The organism is Halorussus rarus (assembly GCF_003369835.1).
In the GTDB taxonomy this organism is placed as follows: Archaea; Halobacteriota; Halobacteria; order Halobacteriales; family Haladaptataceae; genus Halorussus; species Halorussus rarus.
In genome coordinates this window covers 614,869-636,179 of sequence record NZ_QPMJ01000001.1, presented here as the reverse complement: position 1 = coordinate 636,179, position 21,311 = coordinate 614,869, and the positions used below count along the sequence as shown (strand labels likewise).

18 protein-coding genes and 1 tRNA gene are annotated in these 21,311 nt (G+C 68.1%); 14 read left to right on the top strand and 5 right to left on the bottom strand.

Features of this window, described 5'->3' with window-relative positions; genetic code table 11:
* The first annotated feature begins 76 nt into the window (after window positions 1–76).
* The 4 genes from fen (at window position 77) to rad50 (ending at window position 5,709) form a co-directional block, all read left to right on the top strand.
* Entirely contained in the window at window positions 77–1,060 is a 984-nt protein-coding gene (gene fen, locus DVR07_RS03270; RefSeq protein WP_115795346.1) for a flap endonuclease-1, read from the top strand.
* An 89-nt stretch (window positions 1,061–1,149) separates the two neighbouring features.
* A complete protein-coding gene (locus DVR07_RS03265; RefSeq protein WP_115795345.1) occupies window positions 1,150–1,479 on the top strand; it encodes a hypothetical protein in 330 nt (109 codons plus the stop codon).
* Between the two features lie 178 nt (window positions 1,480–1,657).
* Window positions 1,658–3,046, top strand: a complete 1,389-nt coding sequence (gene mre11 / locus DVR07_RS03260) for a DNA double-strand break repair protein Mre11 (protein WP_115795344.1) — start codon at window positions 1,658–1,660, stop codon at window positions 3,044–3,046.
* On the top strand, window positions 3,043–5,709 hold the full coding sequence (gene rad50 / locus DVR07_RS03255) for a DNA double-strand break repair ATPase Rad50 (RefSeq protein WP_115795343.1): 2,667 nt from the start codon (window positions 3,043–3,045) through the stop codon (window positions 5,707–5,709). The genes mre11 and rad50 overlap by 4 nt, the downstream gene beginning before the upstream one ends.
* A gap of 31 nt (window positions 5,710–5,740) precedes the next feature.
* Here rad50 and DVR07_RS03250 read toward each other — a convergent pair whose 3' ends face one another.
* The 3 genes from DVR07_RS03250 to DVR07_RS03240 all read right to left on the bottom strand — a co-directional run bounded on the left by DVR07_RS03250 (window position 5,741) and on the right by DVR07_RS03240 (window position 6,947).
* Window positions 5,741–6,166, bottom strand: coding sequence for a DUF7346 family protein (locus tag DVR07_RS03250; RefSeq protein ID WP_115795342.1), 426 nt, complete (start codon window positions 6,164–6,166; stop codon window positions 5,741–5,743).
* A gap of 143 nt (window positions 6,167–6,309) precedes the next feature.
* Window positions 6,310–6,720, bottom strand: a complete 411-nt coding sequence (locus DVR07_RS03245; protein ID WP_193570005.1) for a DUF7322 domain-containing protein — start codon at window positions 6,718–6,720, stop codon at window positions 6,310–6,312.
* A gap of 41 nt (window positions 6,721–6,761) precedes the next feature.
* Window positions 6,762–6,947 carry a DUF7331 family protein gene (locus DVR07_RS03240; RefSeq protein ID WP_115795341.1) on the bottom strand — a complete coding sequence of 62 codons (186 nt, stop codon included), beginning with the start codon at window positions 6,945–6,947 and terminating at the stop codon, window positions 6,762–6,764.
* A gap of 138 nt (window positions 6,948–7,085) precedes the next feature.
* Here DVR07_RS03240 and DVR07_RS03235 point away from each other — a divergent pair, with 138 nt between their 5' ends.
* The 7 genes from DVR07_RS03235 (at window position 7,086) to DVR07_RS03205 (ending at window position 15,011) form a co-directional block, all read left to right on the top strand.
* Complete coding sequence (locus DVR07_RS03235) at window positions 7,086–9,818, top strand: DNA-directed DNA polymerase (protein WP_115795340.1); 2,733 nt, start codon at window positions 7,086–7,088, stop codon at window positions 9,816–9,818.
* Between the two features lie 203 nt (window positions 9,819–10,021).
* Window positions 10,022–10,933, top strand: a complete 912-nt coding sequence (locus DVR07_RS03230) for an ABC transporter ATP-binding protein (protein ID WP_115795339.1) — start codon at window positions 10,022–10,024, stop codon at window positions 10,931–10,933.
* A 9-nt stretch (window positions 10,934–10,942) separates the two neighbouring features.
* Window positions 10,943–12,373: a Fe-S cluster assembly protein SufB gene (gene sufB / locus DVR07_RS03225; RefSeq protein WP_115795338.1), complete on the top strand. Its 1,431-nt coding sequence runs from the start codon at window positions 10,943–10,945 to the stop codon at window positions 12,371–12,373.
* Entirely contained in the window at window positions 12,370–13,632 is a 1,263-nt protein-coding gene (gene sufD, locus DVR07_RS03220; RefSeq protein ID WP_115795337.1) for a Fe-S cluster assembly protein SufD, read from the top strand. The genes sufB and sufD overlap by 4 nt, the downstream gene beginning before the upstream one ends.
* A gap of 131 nt (window positions 13,633–13,763) precedes the next feature.
* Window positions 13,764–14,255, top strand: a complete 492-nt coding sequence (locus DVR07_RS03215) for a ferritin-like domain-containing protein (RefSeq protein ID WP_115795336.1) — start codon at window positions 13,764–13,766, stop codon at window positions 14,253–14,255.
* Window positions 14,252–14,683 (top strand): metal-dependent transcriptional regulator, encoded by a 432-nt coding sequence (locus DVR07_RS03210; protein WP_115795335.1) that lies wholly within the window; start codon window positions 14,252–14,254, stop codon window positions 14,681–14,683. The genes DVR07_RS03215 and DVR07_RS03210 overlap by 4 nt, the downstream gene beginning before the upstream one ends.
* Before the next feature lie 224 nt (window positions 14,684–14,907).
* Window positions 14,908–15,011 (top strand) — tRNA-Gln (locus DVR07_RS03205).
* An 87-nt stretch (window positions 15,012–15,098) separates the two neighbouring features.
* Here DVR07_RS03205 and DVR07_RS03200 read toward each other — a convergent pair.
* Window positions 15,099–15,833, bottom strand: a complete 735-nt coding sequence (locus DVR07_RS03200; RefSeq protein ID WP_115795334.1) for a helix-turn-helix domain-containing protein — start codon at window positions 15,831–15,833, stop codon at window positions 15,099–15,101.
* Between the two features lie 89 nt (window positions 15,834–15,922).
* Between DVR07_RS03200 and DVR07_RS03195 the strand changes: the two genes are divergently transcribed.
* From DVR07_RS03195 to DVR07_RS03185, 3 genes are all read left to right on the top strand, one after another.
* Window positions 15,923–17,221, top strand: a complete 1,299-nt coding sequence (locus DVR07_RS03195; protein ID WP_115795333.1) for an MFS transporter — start codon at window positions 15,923–15,925, stop codon at window positions 17,219–17,221.
* Between the two features lie 77 nt (window positions 17,222–17,298).
* The gene (locus tag DVR07_RS03190; RefSeq protein WP_115795332.1) at window positions 17,299–18,558 is read left to right on the top strand and encodes an FAD-dependent monooxygenase; all 1,260 of its coding nucleotides are present in this window, start codon (window positions 17,299–17,301) and stop codon (window positions 18,556–18,558) included.
* 94 nt (window positions 18,559–18,652) lie between these two features.
* Complete coding sequence (locus DVR07_RS03185) at window positions 18,653–19,858, top strand: hypothetical protein (protein WP_205254473.1); 1,206 nt, start codon at window positions 18,653–18,655, stop codon at window positions 19,856–19,858.
* A 102-nt stretch (window positions 19,859–19,960) separates the two neighbouring features.
* Here the strand turns inward: DVR07_RS03185 and DVR07_RS03180 are convergent, their stop codons facing one another.
* The gene (locus DVR07_RS03180) at window positions 19,961–21,214 is read right to left on the bottom strand and encodes an outer membrane protein assembly factor BamB family protein (RefSeq protein WP_115795331.1); all 1,254 of its coding nucleotides are present in this window, start codon (window positions 21,212–21,214) and stop codon (window positions 19,961–19,963) included.
* Window positions 21,215–21,311 lie beyond the last annotated feature (97 nt).

Here is a 21,311-nt window from a genome sequence, read left to right as displayed (position 1 = left end):
TGCTGTATCCAAGTGACTTCCCAAGTCTAATACAGAGGAGTAGGTTTCAAACCCCCGCGATTCCTACCCCGTAGTAATGGGAAACACGGACCTGCGCCAACTGGCGGTCTTAGAGGAGGTCCCCTTCGACGAACTCGACGGCGACACCGTGGCGGTCGACGCCCACAACTGGCTCTACAAGTACCTCACGACGACCGTCAAGTGGACCACGGACGCGGCGTACACCACCGACGACGGCACCGAGGTCGCCAACCTCATCGGCGTCGTCCAGGGGCTCCCCAAGTTCTTCGAGAACGACCTGACGCCCGTCTTTGTCTTCGACGGCGCGGTCACCGACCACAAGACCGCCGAGATCGAGCAGCGCCGCGAGGAGCGCGAGAAGCGCGAGGAGCAACTTGAGCGGGCCCGCGAGGAGGGCGACGCCGTCGAGATCGCCCGGCTCGAGGCCCACACCCAGCGACTGACCGCCACCATCCAGGAGACCACCCGGGAGCTGTTCGACCGCCTCGACGTGCCCTACATCGAGGCCCCCGCCGAGGGCGAGGCCCAGGCCGCGTACATGAACCGCACCGGCGCGGTCGACTACTGCGGGACCGAGGACTACGACGCCCTCCCGCTGGGCGCACCGCTGACGCTGCGCCAGCTCACGAGCAAGGGCGACCCCGAGCTGATGGACTTCGAGGCCACCCTCGAGAAGCACGACGTGACCTGGGAGCAGCTGGTCGACATCGCCATCCTCTGCGGCACCGACTTCAACGTGGGCGTCTCCGGGGTCGGCCCGAAGACCGCGCTGAAGGAGGTCAAGGAGTACGGCGACATCTGGGGCGTGCTGGAGAATCGGGGCGAGAGCATCGAGAAGGACGTCGACGTCATCCGGGAGCTGTTCCTGAACCCCACCGTCTCGGACGACTACGCGTTCGACGCCGAGATGGACCCGGACCTCGACGCTGCGAGGGAGTACGTCGTCGACGAGTGGGGCGTCCACGCCGACGAGGTCGAGCGGGGCTTCGAGCGCATCGAAGAGTCGGTCGTGCAGACGGGGCTGGACAACTGGACGTGAGGAGGGCACGGGGTGAGGCGCCTCAAAGTTAGATTCGACCGCCAGAACGCCTATCTGCGGTTCCGACGTGGGTTCGACTGTCGAACGACATGTTCGAGTTCCGGCATCCACTGAGGATAGGATTGCTCGCCATCGGGCGTCTCCTCACCATCGGGCGTCTCCTCACCCTCGGCCTCCTCGCGACCCTGCCCGTCGCGCTCCACACCGTCTGGGTTCGGCACGACGAGTGGACGAGGAAGCGGAAACTGTACAAGACGTTCGCGCTGCTAGCGTGCGGGAGCGTTCTCGTCGTGTTCAGTGGTACCGTGGGGATTCACGTGCCGCGACTGTTCGAACTCGCGGTCCTCGGAATCGGATTCGTCTCGCTCGCGCTGTGGGCGTGGTTCGGCGCGGAAGTGCGTCGCGACCGCGCGGCCTGAATCGACTCGTACTCCCGAGAGGTAGCCCCGCGAATGAACCAAAGTTTATAGCCGAGAGCGCGCGATTCCGAGGCATGACCACCGCCGAGTCGACCGAGTCCGAACCCACCTCGGAGAGCCCTCCCCCGATTGGCACGTCGCGGAACGTCTTTAGGTCCCGGACGCAAACGACGAATCGATGACACGGGTGATACACACGGGGGACACCCACCTCGGGTACCGCCAGTACCACTCCCCCGAGCGCCGGGCGGACTTCCGGAGGGCTTTCGAGCAGGTCGTCGACGACGCCATCGCCGAGGACGTCGACGCAGTCGTCCACGCCGGCGACCTGTTCCACGACCGTCGCCCCGACCTCGACGCCCTCCACGGCACCATCTCGATTCTGCGAAAGCTCCGGGACGCCGACATCCCCTTCCTCGCCGTCGTCGGCAACCACGAGGGCACGCGCGGGCGCCAGTGGCTCGACCTCTTCGAGATGCTGGGGCTGGCCACGCGCCTGCGCGACGACCCCGAGGTCGTCGGCGAGACCGCCTTCTACGGGCTCGACCACGTCCCGAAGTCCAAGCGCGACGACCTCGACTACGCGTTCGAGTCGCACGACCAGCCTCACGCCGCGCTGGTGAGCCACGGACTGTTCAAGCCCTTCGACCTCGGCGACTGGGACGCCGAGGGGGTGCTGACCGAGGCCGACGTCGACTTCGACGCGATGCTGCTGGGCGACAACCACGACCCCGGGACCAAGGAGGTCGCCGAGACGTGGGTCACCTACTGCGGGTCGACCGAGCGGTGCAGCGCCGACGAGCGCGAGGACCGCGGGTACAACATCGTGGAGTTCGACGGCGACGCGACCATCACCCGGCGTGGCCTCGACGTCACCCGCGACTTCGAGTACGTCGACGCCGACCTCGCCGAGGGCGAGGGCATCGACCGGGTCCGCGAGAAGCTCCGGGAACGCGACTTAGAGGACGCAGTCGCGATCATCGACATCGACGGCGAGGGCGAGGACGTCACGCCCGGCCGGGTCGAGGAGTCCGCGCTGGAGCGGGGCGCTCTCGTCGCTCGCGTGCGCGACCGCCGGGAGGTCGAGGAAGAGGATGGCGAGGTCGACGTCTCGTTCGCCGACCCCGACGACGCCGTCCGGGAGCGCGTCCGGGACCTCGGCCTGAGCGAGGCCGCCCGCGGCATCGACGAGACGGTCCGCGCGAGCAAGATCGCCGACTCGAACGTCCGGGAGTCGGTCCAGAACCGCGTGAGCGAACTGGCCGAGGACGGCGACCTCGCGGCCTTCGAGTCCGGGGACGAAGTGGCGGACGACGACTCAGTGACGGACGCGAACGAGGGCGAAGTGTCCCCACGGGACGGCGAGGAAGGCGGCGACGCCGCGGCGTCCGACGAGCGCGAGGACGGGGAGCGAGCGCCCGACCCCGACGACCCCGAAGCGGTCGAGGCGGTCGCGAAGGCCGCCGCGGACCCCGAGACCGGTGACGCCGCGGCCGAACCCGAAACGGACGACGCCTCGTCGGGCGAGACGGACGCCCCGGACGGGACCCTGGAGGAGTACCTGTGAAGTTCGACCGCGTCCGCCTCCGGAACTTCAAGTGCTACGCCGACGCCGACCTCGACCTCGACCCGGGCGTCACGGTCATCCACGGGCTGAACGGGAGCGGCAAGTCCTCGCTGCTGGAGGCGTGCTTCTTCGCGCTCTACGGCGCGAAGGCGCTGGACCGCACGCTCGACGACGTGGTGACCATCGGCGAGGAGGAGGCCATCATCGAGCTGTGGTTCACCCACGACGGCGGGGACTACCACGTCCGGCGGCGCATCCGGGCGACCGGCGAGCGCGCGACCACCGCCGAGTGCGTCCTCGAGACGCCCGACGACGCCGTCGAGGGCGCCCGAGACGTGCGCGAGGAGATCACCCGGCTCTTCCGGATGGACTCGGAGGCGTTTGTCAACTGCGCGTACGTCCGGCAGGGCGAGGTCAACAAGCTCATCAACGCCACGCCGAGCCAGCGCCAGGACATGATCGACGACCTGCTCCAGCTCGGCAAGCTCGAGGAGTACCGCGAGCGCGCCAGCGACGCCCGGCTCGGAGTCAAGTCGGTGCTCGACGACAAGGAGGGCCGGCTCGCGGGGCTCGACGACCAGATCGCCGAGAAGGAGGAGAAGAACCTCCACGAGCGGCTGAACAACCTCAAGTCGAAGCTCGCGGACACCCAGGGCGAGATCGAGCGGTTCGAGGGCAACAAGGAGACCGCCGAGGAGACCCGCGAGCAGGCCGTCGAGGTGCTGGAGAGCTACGAGGAGAAGCGCGAGGAGCTCGAAACCCTGTCGTCGGACATCGAGGAGCTGGAGTCCGAGATCAGCGAGACCGAGCGCGAGCGGGCCGACCACGGCGAGCAGGTCCGGGAGCTCCGCGAGCGGATTGAAAGTCTGGAGGAGACCGTCGCGGACCTGCTGGCCGAGACCGACCTCGACTCGGCAGACGAGGACGCCATCGGCGACAGGCTCGACGAACTCGACGCCGAAGACGAGGTGCTCGCCGAGGAGCTCAACGAGGCCCGGACCCAAGCCCAGATGTTCGGCAACCAGGCCGGCAACCTCGCCGAGCGCGCCGAGGAGCTCGAGGCCCGCGCGGCCGAGAAACGCGAGCGCGCCGACCGGCTGACCGACGAGGCAGACGCGGCCGAGGCCGACCTCGAGGAGTACCGCGAGAAGCTGGCGACGCTCGGCGAACAGATCGACGCCGAGAAGGCGGCGTTCGAGGACGCGCCCGTGGCGTTCGGCGAGGCCGACGCCCGCCTCGACGAACTCCGGGAGGAGCTCGAGGACCTCCGGGAGCGCGAGCAGGAGCTGACCGCCGAGCTCACCAGCCTCCGGGACGGCATCGAGGATGCCGAGGAACTGCTCGAGGAGGGCAAGTGTCCCGAGTGCGGCCAGCCGGTCGAGGACTCGCCGCACGTCGACTCGGTCGACGAGGACCGCGAGCGCGCCGCCGAACTCGAAGCCGAACTCGAGTCGGTCCGCGAGGACCGCGAGGCTGTCGAGGACGACGTCGAGTCGGCCCAGCGGCTGCGGGAGGCCGAGCAGACCGTCGAGAGCAAGCGGGAGAACCGCCGGAACGTCGAGCAGCTGGTCGAGAACAAGGAGGCCGCGGTCGCCGAGAAGCGCGAGGAGGCCGCCGAACTGCTCGAGGAGGCCGACGAGCTCGCGGCGGACGCAGAGGACAAGCGCGGCGACGCCGACGACCTCCGGGAGAAGGCCGACGAGCGCGAGGCCCGCGTCGAGGAGCTCGAAGCCGAGCGCGAAGCGGTCGCCGAGAAGCAGGAACGCCTAGAGGAGATCGAATCGGTGCGCGAGGACGTCGCCGACGCCGAGGACGAGGCCGAGCGCCACCGCGAGAAGCGCGCCCACCTCGAGGAGGTCAACGACCAGCGCCGCGACCGGCTCGAGGAGAAGCGCGAGCGGCGGGCCGACCTCCGGGAGAGCTACGACGAGCAGAAGGTCCGGTCGGCCCGCGAGGACAAGCGGGAGGCCGAGGACTACCTGGAGAAGGTCGAGGCGAAGCTCGAGGAGCTGGAGGAGCGACGCGACAACCTCCAGAGCGCCATCGGCGGCGTCGAGAGCGAACTCGAGGAGCTCGAGACCCTCCGAGAGAAGCGCGACGATCTGGCCGCCCGCGTCGAGGCTCTGGCCTCGCTCCGGGAGGAGACCGCCCAGCTCCAGGAGATGTACGGCGACCTCCGGGCCGAGCTCCGGCAGCGCAACGTCGACCAGCTCGAGTCGATGCTCAACGAGGTGTTCGACCTGGTCTACCAGAACGACTCGTACGCCCGCATCGAGCTCGACGGCGAGTACGAGCTGACCGTCTACCAGAAGGACGGCGAGCCGCTCGACCCCGAGCAGCTCTCGGGCGGCGAGCGCGCGCTGTTCAACCTCAGCCTGCGGTGCGCCATCTACCGGCTGCTCTCGGAGGGTATCGAGGGGGCCGCGCCGATGCCGCCGCTCATCCTGGACGAGCCGACCGTCTTCCTCGACTCGGGCCACGTCTCCCAGCTCGCCGAGCTCATCGCGTCGATGCGCGACCTGGGCGTCGAGCAGATCGTGGTCGTGAGCCACGACGACGAGCTCGTCGCGGCGGCCGACGACGTGGTGTACGTCGAGAAGGACGCGGTGTCGAACCGCTCGACGGTCGAGCGCCGGGACGCGCTGCTCGAGGCCGCCGACTGAGCGCTACCGCCTTCGAGTCGTTTTTCCTTGCTCACTCGCCGGTGAGCACCGCGAGCCCCTCGTCCGCCTCCTCCGTCGTGGCGTAGCCCCGCTCGCCCAGCACCTCCGCCTCCTCGACCAGCCCGGCCGCGCGGAACTCCGTCAGGGCGCCGAGCAGGTCGCTCTCGCAGAGGTCGGTCGCGTCGAGCAGGTGGCGGACCGAGTGGGGGCCGCGCTCGCGCAGTTCCACGAGCAGCCCCAGCGTGCGCTCGTCGGGCGTCGCTGTCAGGACTCGCCGGGTCGGCTCCGGGACGGCGCGGGCCGCCGTCGCCAGCGGAGATTCCCCCTCGACCGGTTCGAGGGCGTCGCCGTCGCGGTAGGTCTCCTCGCCGGTCTCGGGGTCCCGGACCTTGCAGGCGTCGCTGGACTCCTTGACGAGCAGGTAGACGGCCCCCGACTCGTCCCGGACGGTTCGCATGGACCGGCGTAGGCGCGGCGCGCGGTTAGTCGTTGCGGAGTAGCGAGTCTGGAAGAGTTCGGGCGGACGGCTCGTCGGCGTCGGATTCGCCGCCAGCGTGCTGCAGGCGTTCCCACGCGTTCTCGCCGCTATCCGTCTCGCCGTCAGCTCTCCGCGTCGGCCTCGTCGACGGCGTCCTCCGTCGGGTCAGTCTCGTCGTCGCCGGCCTCGTCGGTCGCCCTCCGGTAGCCGTACCATCCGCGAGCGAACGCGAACGCGCCGACGGTGACGAGCCCGCCGCCGACTTTCCACCGCCCCTCGAAGCCGATCAGCATGACGCCGAGGCTCAACCCGAACAGCGCGACGTTGAACAGCAGGACGAGCGACCAGAAGTCGCGCCGAAGCTCCGGGTCGGCGTCGTCCGCGGAGAACTCCGGGACGGCCGGCGGGTCGGGCGCGAGCCCCTCCGAGGGTTCGTCGGGGAGCAGGTCGGCCTCGGGGCCGGGGCGGTCCTCGGGCAGTAGCTCGCCGGCCGAGCGCTCGGACTCCTCGGGGGTCGGGTCGTCTGACGGCACCGTTCGACAGTGGAGAGGGAACGAGGAAAAGCGCTTCGTCCTCAGAGCTGCTCGCTGAGTGTGAGCGGTCGGCCCGCCTTCAACCACGCCAACGGGTTGTCCGCGTCGTAGAATACGACGCCGTCCTCCGTCTCGTAGGACTCGACTGTCGCCTCCCCGTCGTCGGGTTCGGGAAGCGCCGCTTGCGCACGGTCCAGCTCGTCACCGGTGTCGACGTGGTCGGACATTGGCGTCACCTCCTTCTTTGGTATGTGTTAGCATGATATATGTCTTTCCTTCGCGGTAACCGCCCCGCGGACCGCCGCGAGCCCCCGCGGTCCGCCGAAAGCGAGGGTTTTTAGCCGAATGCCCCAAACCCCGAATACATGAGCGATTCGGGGTCTTCGACGACACTCACCGACTTCTCCGACGGCGGCGACGGACGCGACGCCGAGGCCGAGGCCCGCGCCGTCGCCGGCAGCGACCACCAGGCGGCCGACGCGGTGGTCGGCGACGACGACTGGCTCCCCGACCCCGACGGCGAGGTCGAACTGTCGGTCGTGCAGGTCGACTACACCGTCGAAGGCTCGGGCGACGACGAGCGCCCCGTCGTCCACGTCTTCGGGCGCACGCGAGAGAACGAACTCGAACACGTCCACGTCGTCGGGTTCCGGCCCTACTTCTACGCGCCGACCGCGTCGCTTTCCGGCCCGCCCGAGGAGGAGTACGACGTGCTCACGGGCAGCGAGACCACCGACGAGGACGGCGAGCCCTACGAGAGCATCCGGGGCGAGCGCCTCACCAAGATCTTCGGTCGGACGCCCCGCGACGTCGGGAACGTTCGCGACGAGTTCGACCACTACGAGGCCGACATCCTCTTTCCCAACCGCTTCCTCATAGACAAGGACATCAAGGGCGGTATCCGCATCCCCGAGCGCCGCGACGACGAGGGCGACCTCTACTTCCACGACGGCCTCGACGACCTCGAGCCCGTCGACGTCCAGGCCGACCCCCGCGTCCACTACTTCGACATCGAGGTCGACGACCGGTCGGGCTTCCCCGAGGAGGGCGAGGAGCCCGTCGTCTGCCTGACGACCTTCGACTCCTACGACGACCAGTACGTCGCGTGGCTCTACGACGCCCCCGTCGGCGACGCCGCGGTTCCCGAGGACCTCTCGGGGTACGACCCCATCGAGGAGGCCGACATCGAGGTGCGGTCGTTCGACGACGAGCGAGCGATGCTGGCAGCCTACATCGACTACATCGAGGACACCGACCCCGACATCCTGACCGGCTGGAACGCCGACGACTTCGACGCGCCGTACCTACTCGACCGGCTCGGGGAGCTCGACGGCCCCCACGAGTACGACCTCGACGTCGAGCGGCTCTCGCGGGTGAACGAGGTGTGGCGCAGCGACTGGGGCGGCCCGTCGGTCAAGGGCCGGGTCGTCTTCGACCTGCTGTACGGCTACAAGCGGACCCAGTTCTCCGAGCTCGAGTCCTACCGGCTCGACGCGGTCGGCGAGGTCGAGCTCGGGGTCGGCAAGGAGCGGTACCCGGGCGACATCGGCGACCTCTGGGAGGACGACCCCGAGCGCCTGCTGGAGTACAACGTCCGGGACGTCGAACTCTGCGTCGAGCTCGACCGCAAGCAGGACATCATCTCGTTCTGGGAGGAGGTCGCGTCGTTCGTCGGCTGCAAGCTCGAGGACGCGACCACCCCCGGCGACGCGGTCGACGTCTACGTCCTCCACAAGGCCCACGGGGAGTTCGCGCTCCCGTCGAAGGGCCAGCAGGAGAGCGAGGACTACGAGGGCGGCGCGGTGTTCGAGCCCATCACCGGCGTCAAGGAGAACGTGACGGTGCTGGACCTCAAGTCGCTGTACCCGATGTCGATGACCACCATCAACGCCTCGCCGGAGACCAAGGTCGACCCCGACCGCTACGACGGCGAGACGTACGTGGCGCCCAACGGCACCCACTTCCGGAAGGAGCCCGACGGCATCATCCGGGAGATCATCGACGAGACGCTGGCCGAGCGCGAGGAGAAGAAGGAACTGCGGAACGAACAGGCGCCCGACACCCCCGAGTACGAGCGGTTCGACCGCCAGCAGGCCGCGGTGAAGGTCATCATGAACTCGCTGTACGGCGTGCTGGGCTGGGAGCGGTTCCGGCTCTACGACAAGGCGATGGGCGCCGCCATCACGGCGACCGGCCGCGAGGTCATCGAGTACACCGACGAGACCGCGACCGAACTGGGGTACGAAGTGGCCTACGGGGACACCGACTCGGTCATGCTGGAACTGGGCGCCGGCGTTTCCAAGGAGGACGCCATCGAGCAGTCGTTCGAGATCGAGGAGCGCATCAACGCCGCCTACGACGAGTTCGCCCTGGAGGAGCTCAACGCCGAGACCCACCGCTTCCAGATCGAGTTCGAGAAGCTCTACCGACGGTTCTTCCAGGCGGGCACGAAGAAGCGCTACGCCGGCCACATCGTCTGGAAGGAGGGCAAGGACGTCGACGACATCGACATCACCGGCTTCGAGTACAAGCGCTCGGACATCGCGCCCATCACCAAGAAGGTCCAGAAGGAGGTCATCGACATGATCGTCCACGGCGAGGACTTAGACGAGGTGAAAGACTACGTCCACGACATCATCGAGGACTACCAGGCCGGGAACGTGAACCTCGACGACGTGGGCATCCCCGGCGGCATCGGCAAGCGACTCGACGCCTACGACACCGACACCGCCCAGGTCCGGGGCGCGAAGTACGCCAACCTCCTGCTCGGCACCAACTTCCAGCGCGGGAGCAAGCCCAAGCGGCTCTACCTCGAGGGGGTCCACCCCGACTTCTGGCGCCGGATGGAGGACGAAGAGGGGTTCGATCCCGCCGGCACGTCGAAGGCCGACCGGCTCTACTGCGAGTTCAAGCAGGAACCCGACGTCATCTGCTTCGAGTTCGCCGACCAGGTGCCGCCGGAGTTCCAGGTCGACTGGGACAAGATGCTCGACAAGACCCTCCAGGGACCCATCGAGCGCGTCCTCGAGGCGCTCGGCATCTCGTGGCAGGAGGTCAAGACCGGCCAGGAGCAGACCGGACTCGGCAGTTTCGTCTGAGTCGGCGTCCGTCACCGACGGCCGAAATACACGCCTGAGGCCGTTTTACCGGCGAATTCGAGGCCCCGGACGGCCGTCGGCTAACGTGACAGCTTTTCTCATTCCGAAAAGTAATTTTCCAGACCGAGAAACCATTTACGTGGGAATGCGAAAGCATTATGGGTCGGACAACCCATTCTTCGAACGACTTAGGTGAACCTACAATGGCAACGCTAGAACTCAAAGATCTACACGCAGAGGTCGTAGAGGCCGACGAGAAGATCCTCAACGGCGTCGACCTCGAGGTCAACTCCGGCGAGATTCACGCCCTGATGGGCCCCAACGGCAGCGGGAAGTCCACCACGGCGAAGGTCATCGCGGGCCACCCGGCCTACGAGGTGACCGACGGCGAGGTGCTGCTCCACCTCGAGGAAGGGGAGTTCGGCGACGAGGTCGACATCCCCGAGGACATGCGGACCTGGGACCTGCTCGACCTCGAACCGAACGAGCGGGCGGCGCTCGGCATCTTCCTCGGCTTCCAGTACCCGGCCGAGATCGAGGGCGTCACGATGGTCAACTTCCTCCGGCAGGCGCTCAACGCCAAGCTCGAGGAGCGCGAGGAGCTCTTCGAGGACGAGGCGGAAGCGGCCGAGGAGGACGACGAGGACGCCGGCTACGAGACCAGCCCGATGGAGGGCCCCGCCGACGAGGGCGAGGTCGACGTCGCGGAGTTCCAACAGATCCTCTCGGAGAAGATGGAGCAGCTCGACATGGACGAGACGTTCGCCCAGCGCTACCTCAACGCCGGCTTCTCCGGCGGCGAGAAGAAGCAGAACGAGGTGCTCCAGGCCGCCATCCTCGAGCCGTCCATCGCGGTGCTCGACGAGATCGACTCCGGGCTCGACATCGATCGGCTGCAGGACGTCTCGAACGGCATCAACGCCCTGCGCGACGAGCAGGGCACCGGCATCCTCCAGATCACCCACTACCAGCGCATCCTCGACTACGTCGAGCCCGACCGCGTCCACGTCATGCTCGACGGCGAAGTCGCGATGAGCGGCGGCGCGGAGCTGGCCGAGAAGCTCGAGGACAAGGGGTACGACTGGGTCCGCGAAGAAGTGTACGAGGCCGCGTAAGGTGATAGCATGAGTTCCGAACAAGATCAACTGAAAGAGACAAACACGGAGGAACGCTTCGCGTTCAAGAAGGAGGAGAGCGCGGCGGTCAAGTCCGACAAGGGGCTGACCGAGGAGGTCGTCCGGCTCATCAGCGAGGACAAGGACGAGCCCGACTGGATGCTCGAGCGCCGGCTCCGCGCGCTCGAGCACTACCAGAACATGCCGATGCCGACCGACTGGCCCGGCCAGCCCGACCTCTCCGAACTCGACGTCGAGGAGATCATCCCGTACATCCGGCCCGACGTCGACAAGCGCGAAGGCGCCGATAGCTGGGACGACCTGCCCGAGGACATCCAGGACACCTTCGAGAAACTGGGGATTCCGGAGGCCGAGCGCAAGGCCCTCTCCGGTGTCGGTGCCCAGTACGAGTCGGAGGTCGTCTACCAGAACATGCAGGAGCAGTGGGAGGAGAAGGGCGTCGTGTTCTGCAACATGGACGAGGCCGTCCAGGAACACGAGGACCTCGTCAAAGAGCACTTCATGACCTCCTGCGTGCCCCCGAGCGACAACAAGTTCGCCGCGCTCCACGGCGCCGTCTGGTCCGGCGGGAGCTTCGTCTACGTCCCCGAGGACGTCACGGTCGAGATGCCCGTCCAGGCGTACTTCCGCATGAACTCCGAGGGCATGGGCCAGTTCGAGCACACCCTCATCATCGCCGAGGAGGGCTCGGAAGTCCACTACATCGAGGGCTGTTCGGCGCCCAAGTACGGCACCCACAACCTCCACAGCGGGGGCGTGGAAGTCTTCGTCGGCGAGGACGCCCACGTCCAGTACTCGACGGTGCAGAACTGGTCGAAGAACACCTTCAACCTCAACACCAAGCGCGCCCTCGTCGAGAAGGGCGGCCGCATGGAGTGGGTCTCCGGGAGCATGGGCTCGAAGGCCACCATGCTCTACCCCTGCTCCATCCTCAAGGGTCGCGGTGCCTCGGCGAACCACATCTCGATTGCGTTCGCTGGCGAGGGCCAGGACATCGACACCGGCGCGAAGGTCTACCACAACGCGCCCCGCACCAACTCCACCATCGAGTCCAAGTCCATCAGCAAGGACGGCGGCCGCACCAACTACCGCGGCCTCGTCCACATCTCCGAGGGCGCTACCAACTCCTCGACGTCGGTCGAATGTGACGCGCTGATGTTCGACAACGAATCGACGTCCGACACCATGCCGTACATGGAGATCGACGAGAGCACCGTCGACGTCGCTCACGAGGCCACCGTCGGCAAGATCGGCGACGAGGACGTCTTCTACCTCCAATCGCGGGGGCTGGACGACGACGACGCCAAGCAGATGATCGTCTCCGGGTTCATCGAACCGATTACCGAGGAACTGCCAATCGAGTACGCCGTCGAACTCAACCGCCTCATCGAACTCGAAATGGAGGGGAGCCTCGGATGACCGCGGCGCAGGTACACGAGACCATCTCGGAGGAGACGGTCCGCCAGATATCCGACGAGCTCGGCGAGCCCGACTGGCTGCTCGAGACGCGGCTGGACGCGCTCGACGCGCTGAGCGACCTCGAGATGCCCGACGTCATCCGGACGCCGGGCCGCGACTGGACCAACCTCGACGCGCTCGACTACGAGGACTTCGTCGACCCGCTGAACGCCGCCGAGGACAAGGACCAGGTCGGCCCCGATGAGGCCGAGGTCCTGCCGTTCGCCGAGGCCGTCGACGAGCGCGAGGAGCTCCTGAAGGAGCACTTCGGGTCGGTCATCGACCCCCAGGAGAACTACCTCACCGCGCTCTCGACCGCGCTGTTCAGCACCGGCACGCTGGTCTACGTCCCGAAGAACGTCGACGCCGAGGACGTGACCATCCGGACCACCCAGAACTCCCAGTCGCTGTTCAACTACACGCTGGTCGTCACCGAGCAGTCGAGTTCGGTGACTATCCTGGAGCGCCAGGACACGGGTGAAGACGGCGTTGCGCCGGACGCGCAACGAGGCGAAGGCGGCGAAGCCGCCGGAGCAGACGGCGACCGCTACTACAGCGGCATCGTGGAGGTCGCCGCGGGCGAGAACAGCCACGTCCAGTACGGCTCGCTCCAGGACTTGGACGAGGAGACGTACCACTACTCGCTCAAGCGCGGCGAGGCCGCCGACTACGCCACGGTCAACTGGGTCGAGGGCAACCTCGGTTCCCGGCTGACCAAGTCCTCGGTCGAGACGAACCTCGACGGCGAGGGCTCGGAGACCAAGACGGTCGGCGCGTTCTTCGGCCACAACGACCAGCACTTCGACATCGCGGCCCGGGTCTGGCACAACACGGCCCACACGACCGCCGACCTCGTCACCCGCGGCGTGCTCGACGACGAGGCGCGGTCGGTGTACGAGGGCGTCCAGGACGTCGGCCGCGAGGCGTGGGACACCAACTCCTACCAGCGCGAGAACACCCTGATGCTGAGCGACGAGAGCGAGGCCGACGCCTCGCCCAAGCTCATCATCAACAACCACGACACCGAGGCGAGCCACTCGGCGACCGTCGGCCAGATCGACGAGGAGGACATGTTCTACATGACCTCACGGGGCGTCGACGACAGGTCGGCCCGCAACATGCTTGTCGAGGGCTTCTTCGTGCCCGTCCTCGAGGAGGTCGAGGTCGAGGAGCTCCGCGACGACCTCGACACCCGCGTCAGCGAACGGCTCCGGGAATAGACGCGCCCGCCCCTTTTCTGCGGGAACGAGCGCAGCGCGATACGTGCCAGCGGACCAAACCTGTTAAGTCGCCGTGCTCCTCACTATCCCTTGATGACTGTCGTATCGACGGACGAACGCGGGTGGTCGGGATGACCGTCAACGACCGCGTCTCTACGGACACCCAGCTCGCCCGCCTGCTCCAGATCGGGGTCGTCTTGGAGGAGGTCGTCGAGATCCGGGCGGCGCGCCACTACGACACGCTCTCGCCCGAGGAGCGCGACGACGCCATCGAGGAGCTGCTCGAGGACGCCCGCGAGGAGTCGGCCGACCACCGCGAGCGCCTCGAGGCGCTCATCGACCGGCTCGACGCCGAGCCGGTCCCCGTCGAGGAGGTCCAGGCGCTGGTCGAGGGGACCTACGCCCAGACCGGCCCCGAGGACTTCGACGGCGTGCTCTACGACCAGCTCCACGGCGAGGAGACCGCCTACAAGTTCTACGACGACCTGATCGACGCCATCGAGGCCAGCGACGCGGAGTACGGCCTCGACCGAGAGGAACTACTCACCATCTTGAAGGCGATCCGAGAGGAAGAGGCCGAGGGCGTGGAGGAAGTGACCGCGGTCATGGAGGCCAGAGAATGAACACCGCAGACCAGTACCTGAAGGCGATCTATCTCGTGCAGCAGATGGAGAACGGTCCGGCCTCGACCGGGGCGCTCGCCGACCGACTCGACGTGAGTCCCGCCAGCGTCAACGAGATGATCGGCAAGCTCCAGGACCGGGGGCTGGCCGACCACGAGAAGTACAAGGGCGTCACCCTCACCGACGAGGGCATCGAGCAGGCCCGCGACGCGCTCCAGACCTACTGCATCATCGAGCGGTTCCTCCACAACGTCCTCGAGGTCGAGGAGTTCCCGAGCGAGGCGAAGGCCTTAGAGAGCGTCATCGACGAGACCGTCGCCGAGCGCCTCGACACCATCATCGACCGCGAACCCCAGTGCCCGGACTGCTTCGACGCCGAGGCCGACATGTGCGCCGAACTGGTCCGGCAAGAGGGCGAGGCGGACTGAGTCTGCGGAGCGGTCTCCGGATTTCTCGGCGGTTTTCGATTGCGATACGTTCAAGTGGTTCATCGCGCTAGAATCGGGTGCGAACACGCCGAAGTCCCGTGGTGGTGAGCAGTTCCGAAGGAACTGCGAGGCACGCGGGACGACGCGTGAAACGAGGAGTCCCGTGGTGGTGAGAGAATCCGAGGATTCTCGATGCTCACGGGACCAGCGAACGAAGTGAGCGAAGTCCCGTGGTGTAGTGGCCAATCATATGGGCCTTTGGACGTGTCGAGTTACGAGTCGATGCGGAAGAGAGCCCATGACGGCGGTTCGAATCCGCCCGGGACTATGGCGAACCGGGATTCTCTACCGGACGTTCGTATCTCGCCGTACTCTCAAAACCCTGTAGTCCCGCTTCAGGGCATCCTCCCGTAGGTCAGTCTGCACTCTGTCCGCGTTGGCTCGCCCGATCAACGGCCAGCGGATTCGCGTCGCTGCTCGCCGCCACCAGTCGAAGGAACGCCCCGGCGTTCCCCACGAGCTTGTTCTCCGCCTTCCGGAGGTGCTCCTCGTACGTCGACCGGGCGACGGACGTCTGCGCGGCCAGGTCGCGGAGGGAGGTCTCTCGGGGCTGCTCGTAGTAGCCGTTCTCGAGCGCCAACTGGAGTGCTGCCAGTTGCCGGTCGGTTACGTCGTCGAACAGTCGATCGACCGGCGCAAGCATACTGTGGGGGAGTTGCTGCTCCGCGATCGCCGTCTTCGACAGGACCTCGATGTCACGGTCCTCCTCGAGGTTCCGGTGTAACGCTCGAACGTCGGCTTCGTCGAACGCGATCACCGTGTAGTGTTCCCAGCCGTGCCGGTGGATCGTCGGCGGCTGGTACAGGCAGTTGAACTCCTCGAATCGCTCGAGAATCGATTCCTCGAGCGAGCAGAGGCAGGACTGCGTGACGACGTGGAGCCCCGAATCGTCGACCGATTCGTGGAGCGTCGTTCCCAGGCGGTCGATCTCGTCGAGCAGGTCGTCCGTCGGGGCCCGGTCGGCCGTGATCTCGAGAACCTGGCAGTCGCTGAGGTACCACTCGCGTATCGTGAGGTCCGGGTGACGTTTCGAGAGCTCCCGGTAGGGACACTCGTGTTTCACCCGGAAGGAGGCCTCGTACAGGCTCATGCAGGAGTATCGGAGCTCGTCCGGGTTAACGGTGCCGGTCATGTCCGGCAGGACCTATATGCAGGTATTCCCCCTACGGGGGAACATCGATGGTAAACACGAGCGCCGCCGAACTCGAACAGGGAATCCGCGAACACCTCGGACAGTTCTCGCTGCACGTCCTGCTGGTGTTCGCGACGGGACTGACCATCGGCTCCGAGCGCGCCGTCGTGCCCGTGCTGGGCCGGGACGTGCTCGGCGTCGAGTCGCTGTTCGTCATCGGCTCGTTCGTCGTCTCGTTCGGCTTCGTCAAGGCGCTGCTCAACCTCTACGCCGGCAAGTGGGGCGGCGAATACGGTCGCAAGCCGGTGCTCGTCCTCGGATGGGCGACTGCACTGCCGCTCCCGGTCATCCTCATCTTCGCGCCGAGCTGGGGCTGGATCACCGTCGGGAACGTCCTGCTGGGCATCAACCAGGCGTTGACCTGGAGTATGGCGATCAACGCCAAGATCGACATCGCAGGTCCCGAGCAGCGAGGGCTCGCGGTCGGCATCGACGAGGCGTTCGGGTACACCGGCGTCGCCGCAGGCGCCTGGATTACGGGCGTCATCGCTGCCCGCGCGAGCCTCCGGCCCGAGCCGTTCTACTTCCTCGCCGCCGTGGTCGTACTGGCGTTCCTCATCTCGGTCTTCCTGATCGAGGAGACGGTCCAGCTCGCGGGGGTAGAGGTCGATGACGACGATCACCGCGACGCGGACCTCCCGTTCGTCGAGGTGCTGAAGCGGGCGACCTACGGTGACAGGACGCTGTTCGCCGCGGCACAGGCGGGCCACATCGAGAAGTTCGTTGATACGCTGTTCTGGCTCGCCGTCCCGCTGTATCTCACGAGTCGGGGACTCGGGATCGCAGCGGTCGGGTTCGTCGTCGGCGTCCACAGCGCGATGTACTTCCTCCAGATCGCAACCGGCGGGCTCGCGGACCGCATCGGTCGCCGTCCACCCGTCGTCGCCGGGATGGTCCTCGCCGGCTCGGGTATCCTCGGGATGGTCCTCGTGGAGGGGTATCTCCCGTGGGTGATTCTCTCTGGTGTCTCCGGGCTCGGGATGGCGTTGCTCTACCCGAATCTGATGACTGTTCCGGGCGACGCCGCCCATCCGACCTGGCGTGCGACCGGGATGGGCGTCTACCGGATGTGGCGCGACGCCGGCTACGGTATCGGCGCAATTCTGGTCGGTCTCTCGATGGAGTTCGTCAATCTCGAATCCGCGTTCGTCATGACCGGGGTATTGATGTTCGTCTCCGGCGCGGTCGTCTATCTGTGGATGGAAGAGACACACCCGGAGTTCGGCACACACGAACCGCCGGCACCGGCGGTCGATACGCCCGATCGGACCGTCTCCGACGATTGAGAGCTATCGACCGACATCCCGTGCCACTGCTCGCCTGCCGAGACGAACTATAACTACCCGGAGAACGAGATGCAGGCGTGTCCGAGCGAACCGTGACCGCCGACGTCGTCGTGGTCGGCTGCGGGCCCGGCGGCGCCGTGCTCGCGTACCTCCTCGCCAGAAGCGGCGTCGACGTGGCGCTCGTCGAGCGGGCCGCCTCCTTCGAGCGCGAGTACCGGGGGTTCGGCTGGAACCCCGGCGTCATCCGGCTGTTCGACGAGATGGACGTGCTCGACGACGTGCTCGATCTCGCCCACGAGACCGTCGCCGAGGGGGCGTTCTCGCTCTACGGCGAGCGGATCACGGTGCTCGACTTCGACCTGCTCGACACGGAGTATCCGTACGCGCTCATGATGGAACAGCCCGCGCTCCTGGAGTACCTCGTCGAGCGCGCGAGCGAGTACGACGGCTTCGCGTTCCACCCCGCCACCACCGTCACCGACCTCCGCGCGGACGAGTCCGGTGCGGTCCGGGGGGTGACCGCCCGCGACCGCGAGGCCGACGAAGACGTGGCGTTCGAGGCGCGCGTCGCGGTCGGCGCCGACGGGCGGTACTCTGCCGTCCGGACGAGCGCCGGCATCGACCCCGGCCTGTTCGACTCGCCCATCGACCTGGCCTGGTTCAAGCTCCCGGCCGGCGCCGTCGACGCCGGCACGCAGGGCCGCATCGACCGCGACGGCATCCTCGTGTACTTCGGCCTGGGCGCCGGCGAGCTCCAGGTCGGCTACCCGGTCCGGGCCGGCGAGTGGACAGCCATCAGGGAAGCGGGGTTCGGAGCGTTCCGGAATCGGGTGGCCGCGGTCGACCCGAGCCTCGGGCCCGCTATCGACGCCCACCTGGACGGCTTCGGCGACACCACGCTGCTCGACGTCGCGCCGGGCGTCGCGCCCGGATGGACCGACGACGGCCTCCTGCTACTGGGCGACGCCGCCCACACCGCAAGTCCCATCGGCGCCCAGGGCAATCCGCTCGCCGTCGAAGACGCCGTCGTCGCCCACGGACTCCTCGTCAGTGCGCTCGCGGACGACGGGGAGACGCTGCCGGACGAGGCGCTCCGGGGCTTCGAGGCGCGGCGCCGCCCGACCGTCGAGTCGGTCGTCTCGCTCCAGCGACGCGCCGCGCACGGCCTGGCATTCTGGCTCGACCACGGTCGACGCGTCCCCCCGTGGCTCGTCCGCGGGTCGGCGACCGTCCTCGACCGGCTGGTCCCGCGCTCGCGACGCGTCCGGGAGTCGGTCGAGACCTTCGCGCTCGGCGATCGGTCCGTCTCGGTCGCCCGCTCGCAGTTCGAGGACTGAGGCGCTCGACCGACGCGACTGCCGGAGTGCCCGGAACCGACTCGGCCGCTCGGCAGTCCGTAAAGTAATTCTATCGGAGAACAGAAGTTCGTGTGTGCGACTGCCATCGACGCCGCGACCGGAGACGGCCGAGATCTCCCGGACCGAGCCGCGGTTCCGTCGTTCGGCACGGCAGCTCTCGGTCGCGCTGGTGCTGCTACTGGTCCTCACGCGGGTGCCGCGCGCCTCGGCGCACGGCGGGACCCACTCGTCGGGGCTCACCCAGTGGCACGCGGTGCTCGTCGTTCTGGGCGGCGTCGCCGCGGTGGTCGGCAGCGTCCTGCTGAAGCGGCGGGGCCGGCTCGCGCCGACGACCGCGCTCTACGGCGTGCTGTTCGGGCTCATCGCGGCCGGCCTCGGGACCGTCCTCTGGGAGGGACTGGCGTCCGACCCCACGTACACCGCGCAGACGATGCCGTTCCCGCGGTCGTGGTACCGGCCGCTGTCGCTGGTGGTCGGCCTCGCCGTCGCGGTCGCGAGTCTCGTGCTCGGGCTGCTCCGGTGGCCGACCCGGCCCCGCTACACGTTCCTGGGAATCCTGATGGGGCTGTGGGTCTCGTACCCCGAGCTCGTCCCCGGTCCCGGGAGCTACACCCACCCGCTGGGCTACGCCGTCGTGCTGGCCACGCCGGTCCTCGTGGGGTACGTCGTCTGGACCGACGCCGGGGACGTGCTCGCGTCGGTCCTGCGCGACCCGGTCGCCCGCCGGTTCGGACTCGGCGTCGGCCTGGTCGTCGCGCTGTTCTTCATGGCGACCAGCGGGTTCGTGACCTTCTTCTGGGAGGAGGGCGCGCCCCACGAGACGACCGTCGAGGTCCTGCCGGCGGCCTACCAGCTGGTCCAGTGGCCGACGCTCGAGGTTGCGCTGCCGGAGATCCCGCTGTTCTTCGCGTTCTCGGCCGGTATCGCCGTCGTGGTCGGGACGCTCGGCGGGCTCGTCGGGCTGAACGCCGCGCTGATCGCCCGCCAGTGGCGGCTCGGCGAGCGGGCCGGGATGGCCGAGGGCACCGCCGGCACCGGCGTGGTCGTCGGGTCGTGCACCTGCGGGTGCTGCGGCCCGCTCGTCGCGAAGGTCGCCGTGCTGGCGGCCGGCCCGTCGGTCGCGGCCCCCATCTACTGGGTGTTCGTCGACACGGCGTCGCCGCTGAGTTCGCTGTTCATCATCGCGAGCGTCGTCCTGTTCACCGGTAGCCTGGTCTACTCGGTCGAATCGGCGCGCCGGCTGGGCGGCCAGTCGTCGGCGAGCGTCGCGGCCGACTGAATCCGGGCGCTCGTCGGAGTTGGTTCGGTTCCCCCGGACGGTGGTACATTGCGAGCGGCGGCCTGCCGGTCGCGGAACGTCGACCGTGCGCCGGAATCGAGCCTATCCGCCTTCGGGAACCGAGAGCGCCACGACCCGCCCGTCGCCGTAGATGACGAACGCCTCCGAGCGACCGTCGGCGTCGACGTCCGCGAGCGTCGGCGGCGCGAAGACGGGGACGTCGCGCTCGTAGCGGGCCACCACGTCGCCCCCGACCGGGTCGACGACGGCGACGGTCCCGTCGTTCGTCGCCGCGACCAGCTCCGGCGAGTCGTCGCCGTCGACGTCGCCGAGCGACGGCGGGGGCATCATCTGGACGTCCGCGGTCGTCAGCGTCGTCGTCCACTCGACGTCCCCCGTGGCGACGGCGATGCTCCGGAGCTTCCCGTCGCGGGCGACCGCGTACACCTCGGGTGCGCCGTCACCGTCGCCGTCGCCGAGGGCGCGGACGGCGGCGAGTCGGCCGAAGTCGCGTTCCCACTCGACGCGACCGTCCGTCCCGTCGAACATCGCGACGCCGCCCGCGGCGGTCGCGGTGACGATCTCCCGCGCCGGGTCCCCGTCGGCCTGTCCCGTCGTCAACCACGTTATCGACCCGCCGAGCGAGTCGGTTCGCCGCCACGCGACCGTGCCGTTCCGCTCGAACAGGTAGAGGTGGCCCTCCCCGCCGACGCCGACCGTCAGCTCCGGGTCGCCGTCGTCGTCGAAGTCGGCGACCGCCGGCTGGCCCCAGGTGTACCGGTCGAGCTTTTTCGACCAGACTTCCGACCCGTTCGGCCGGAGAACGTAGACCGTCCCGTGAGCGTCGACGACGATGATCTCCTTCGCGTCGTCGCCGACGAAGTCGGTCACCACCGGTTTCGAGTAGCCGTACGAGCCCAGGTCGCGCCGGAACTCGACCGCGCCGGTCGCCGGGTCGACGGCGACCACCGCCCGCTCGGTCGTGCCGGCCAGCACCTCGACGGTGCCGTCGTCGTCGTAGTCGGCCAGCGTCGGGTCGGCCACCGAGTGTATCGTGCAGTCGGCCGGCGGCACCGCGTACGTCCAGTCGGTCGACCCGTTTGCGGCCGAGAGCCCGTAGAGGGCGCACTGGGTGGTGTTCGCCCGACCGCTCACCGGCGCGTACACCATCCCCCGGCCGCCCGGTCGGCCCGCCGCGACCGCGTGGTGGTTCGAGGTCACCTCGCGGCCCGTCCCGCTCACCCACTCGGCGGTTAGGGTCGTGCTCTCCCCGCCGAAGACGCCGAGGCCGACCGCGGCCGCGCCGAGCAGGCCGGCGAGCACCGCGAGAACGACCGCGACCGTCCGAATGCGCATGTGCCGAGTTGCGGGTACCCGGGATAAAGGCTGCCGATGTGGCGGGCGGGATTCGACGCGCGTACCAGCAGTTACTTCCGCGCGACTCGCCCGCACT

Coding starts and splice junctions, on each gene's coding strand:
- fen (WP_115795346.1), top strand. CDS start 77: ATGGGAAACACGGACCTGCGCCAACTGGCGGTCTTAGAGGAGGTCCCC.
- DVR07_RS03265 (WP_115795345.1), top strand. CDS start 1,150: ATGTTCGAGTTCCGGCATCCACTGAGGATAGGATTGCTCGCCATCGGG.
- mre11 (WP_115795344.1), top strand. CDS start 1,658: ATGACACGGGTGATACACACGGGGGACACCCACCTCGGGTACCGCCAG.
- DVR07_RS03250 (WP_115795342.1), bottom strand. CDS start 6,166: ATGCGAACCGTCCGGGACGAGTCGGGGGCCGTCTACCTGCTCGTCAAG.
- DVR07_RS03240 (WP_115795341.1), bottom strand. CDS start 6,947: ATGTCCGACCACGTCGACACCGGTGACGAGCTGGACCGTGCGCAAGCG.
- DVR07_RS03235 (WP_115795340.1), top strand. CDS start 7,086: ATGAGCGATTCGGGGTCTTCGACGACACTCACCGACTTCTCCGACGGC.
- DVR07_RS03230 (WP_115795339.1), top strand. CDS start 10,022: ATGGCAACGCTAGAACTCAAAGATCTACACGCAGAGGTCGTAGAGGCC.
- sufB (WP_115795338.1), top strand. CDS start 10,943: ATGAGTTCCGAACAAGATCAACTGAAAGAGACAAACACGGAGGAACGC.
- sufD (WP_115795337.1), top strand. CDS start 12,370: ATGACCGCGGCGCAGGTACACGAGACCATCTCGGAGGAGACGGTCCGC.
- DVR07_RS03215 (WP_115795336.1), top strand. CDS start 13,764: ATGACCGTCAACGACCGCGTCTCTACGGACACCCAGCTCGCCCGCCTG.
- DVR07_RS03210 (WP_115795335.1), top strand. CDS start 14,252: ATGAACACCGCAGACCAGTACCTGAAGGCGATCTATCTCGTGCAGCAG.
- DVR07_RS03200 (WP_115795334.1), bottom strand. CDS start 15,833: ATGAGCCTGTACGAGGCCTCCTTCCGGGTGAAACACGAGTGTCCCTAC.
- DVR07_RS03195 (WP_115795333.1), top strand. CDS start 15,923: ATGGTAAACACGAGCGCCGCCGAACTCGAACAGGGAATCCGCGAACAC.
- DVR07_RS03180 (WP_115795331.1), bottom strand. CDS start 21,214: ATGCGCATTCGGACGGTCGCGGTCGTTCTCGCGGTGCTCGCCGGCCTG.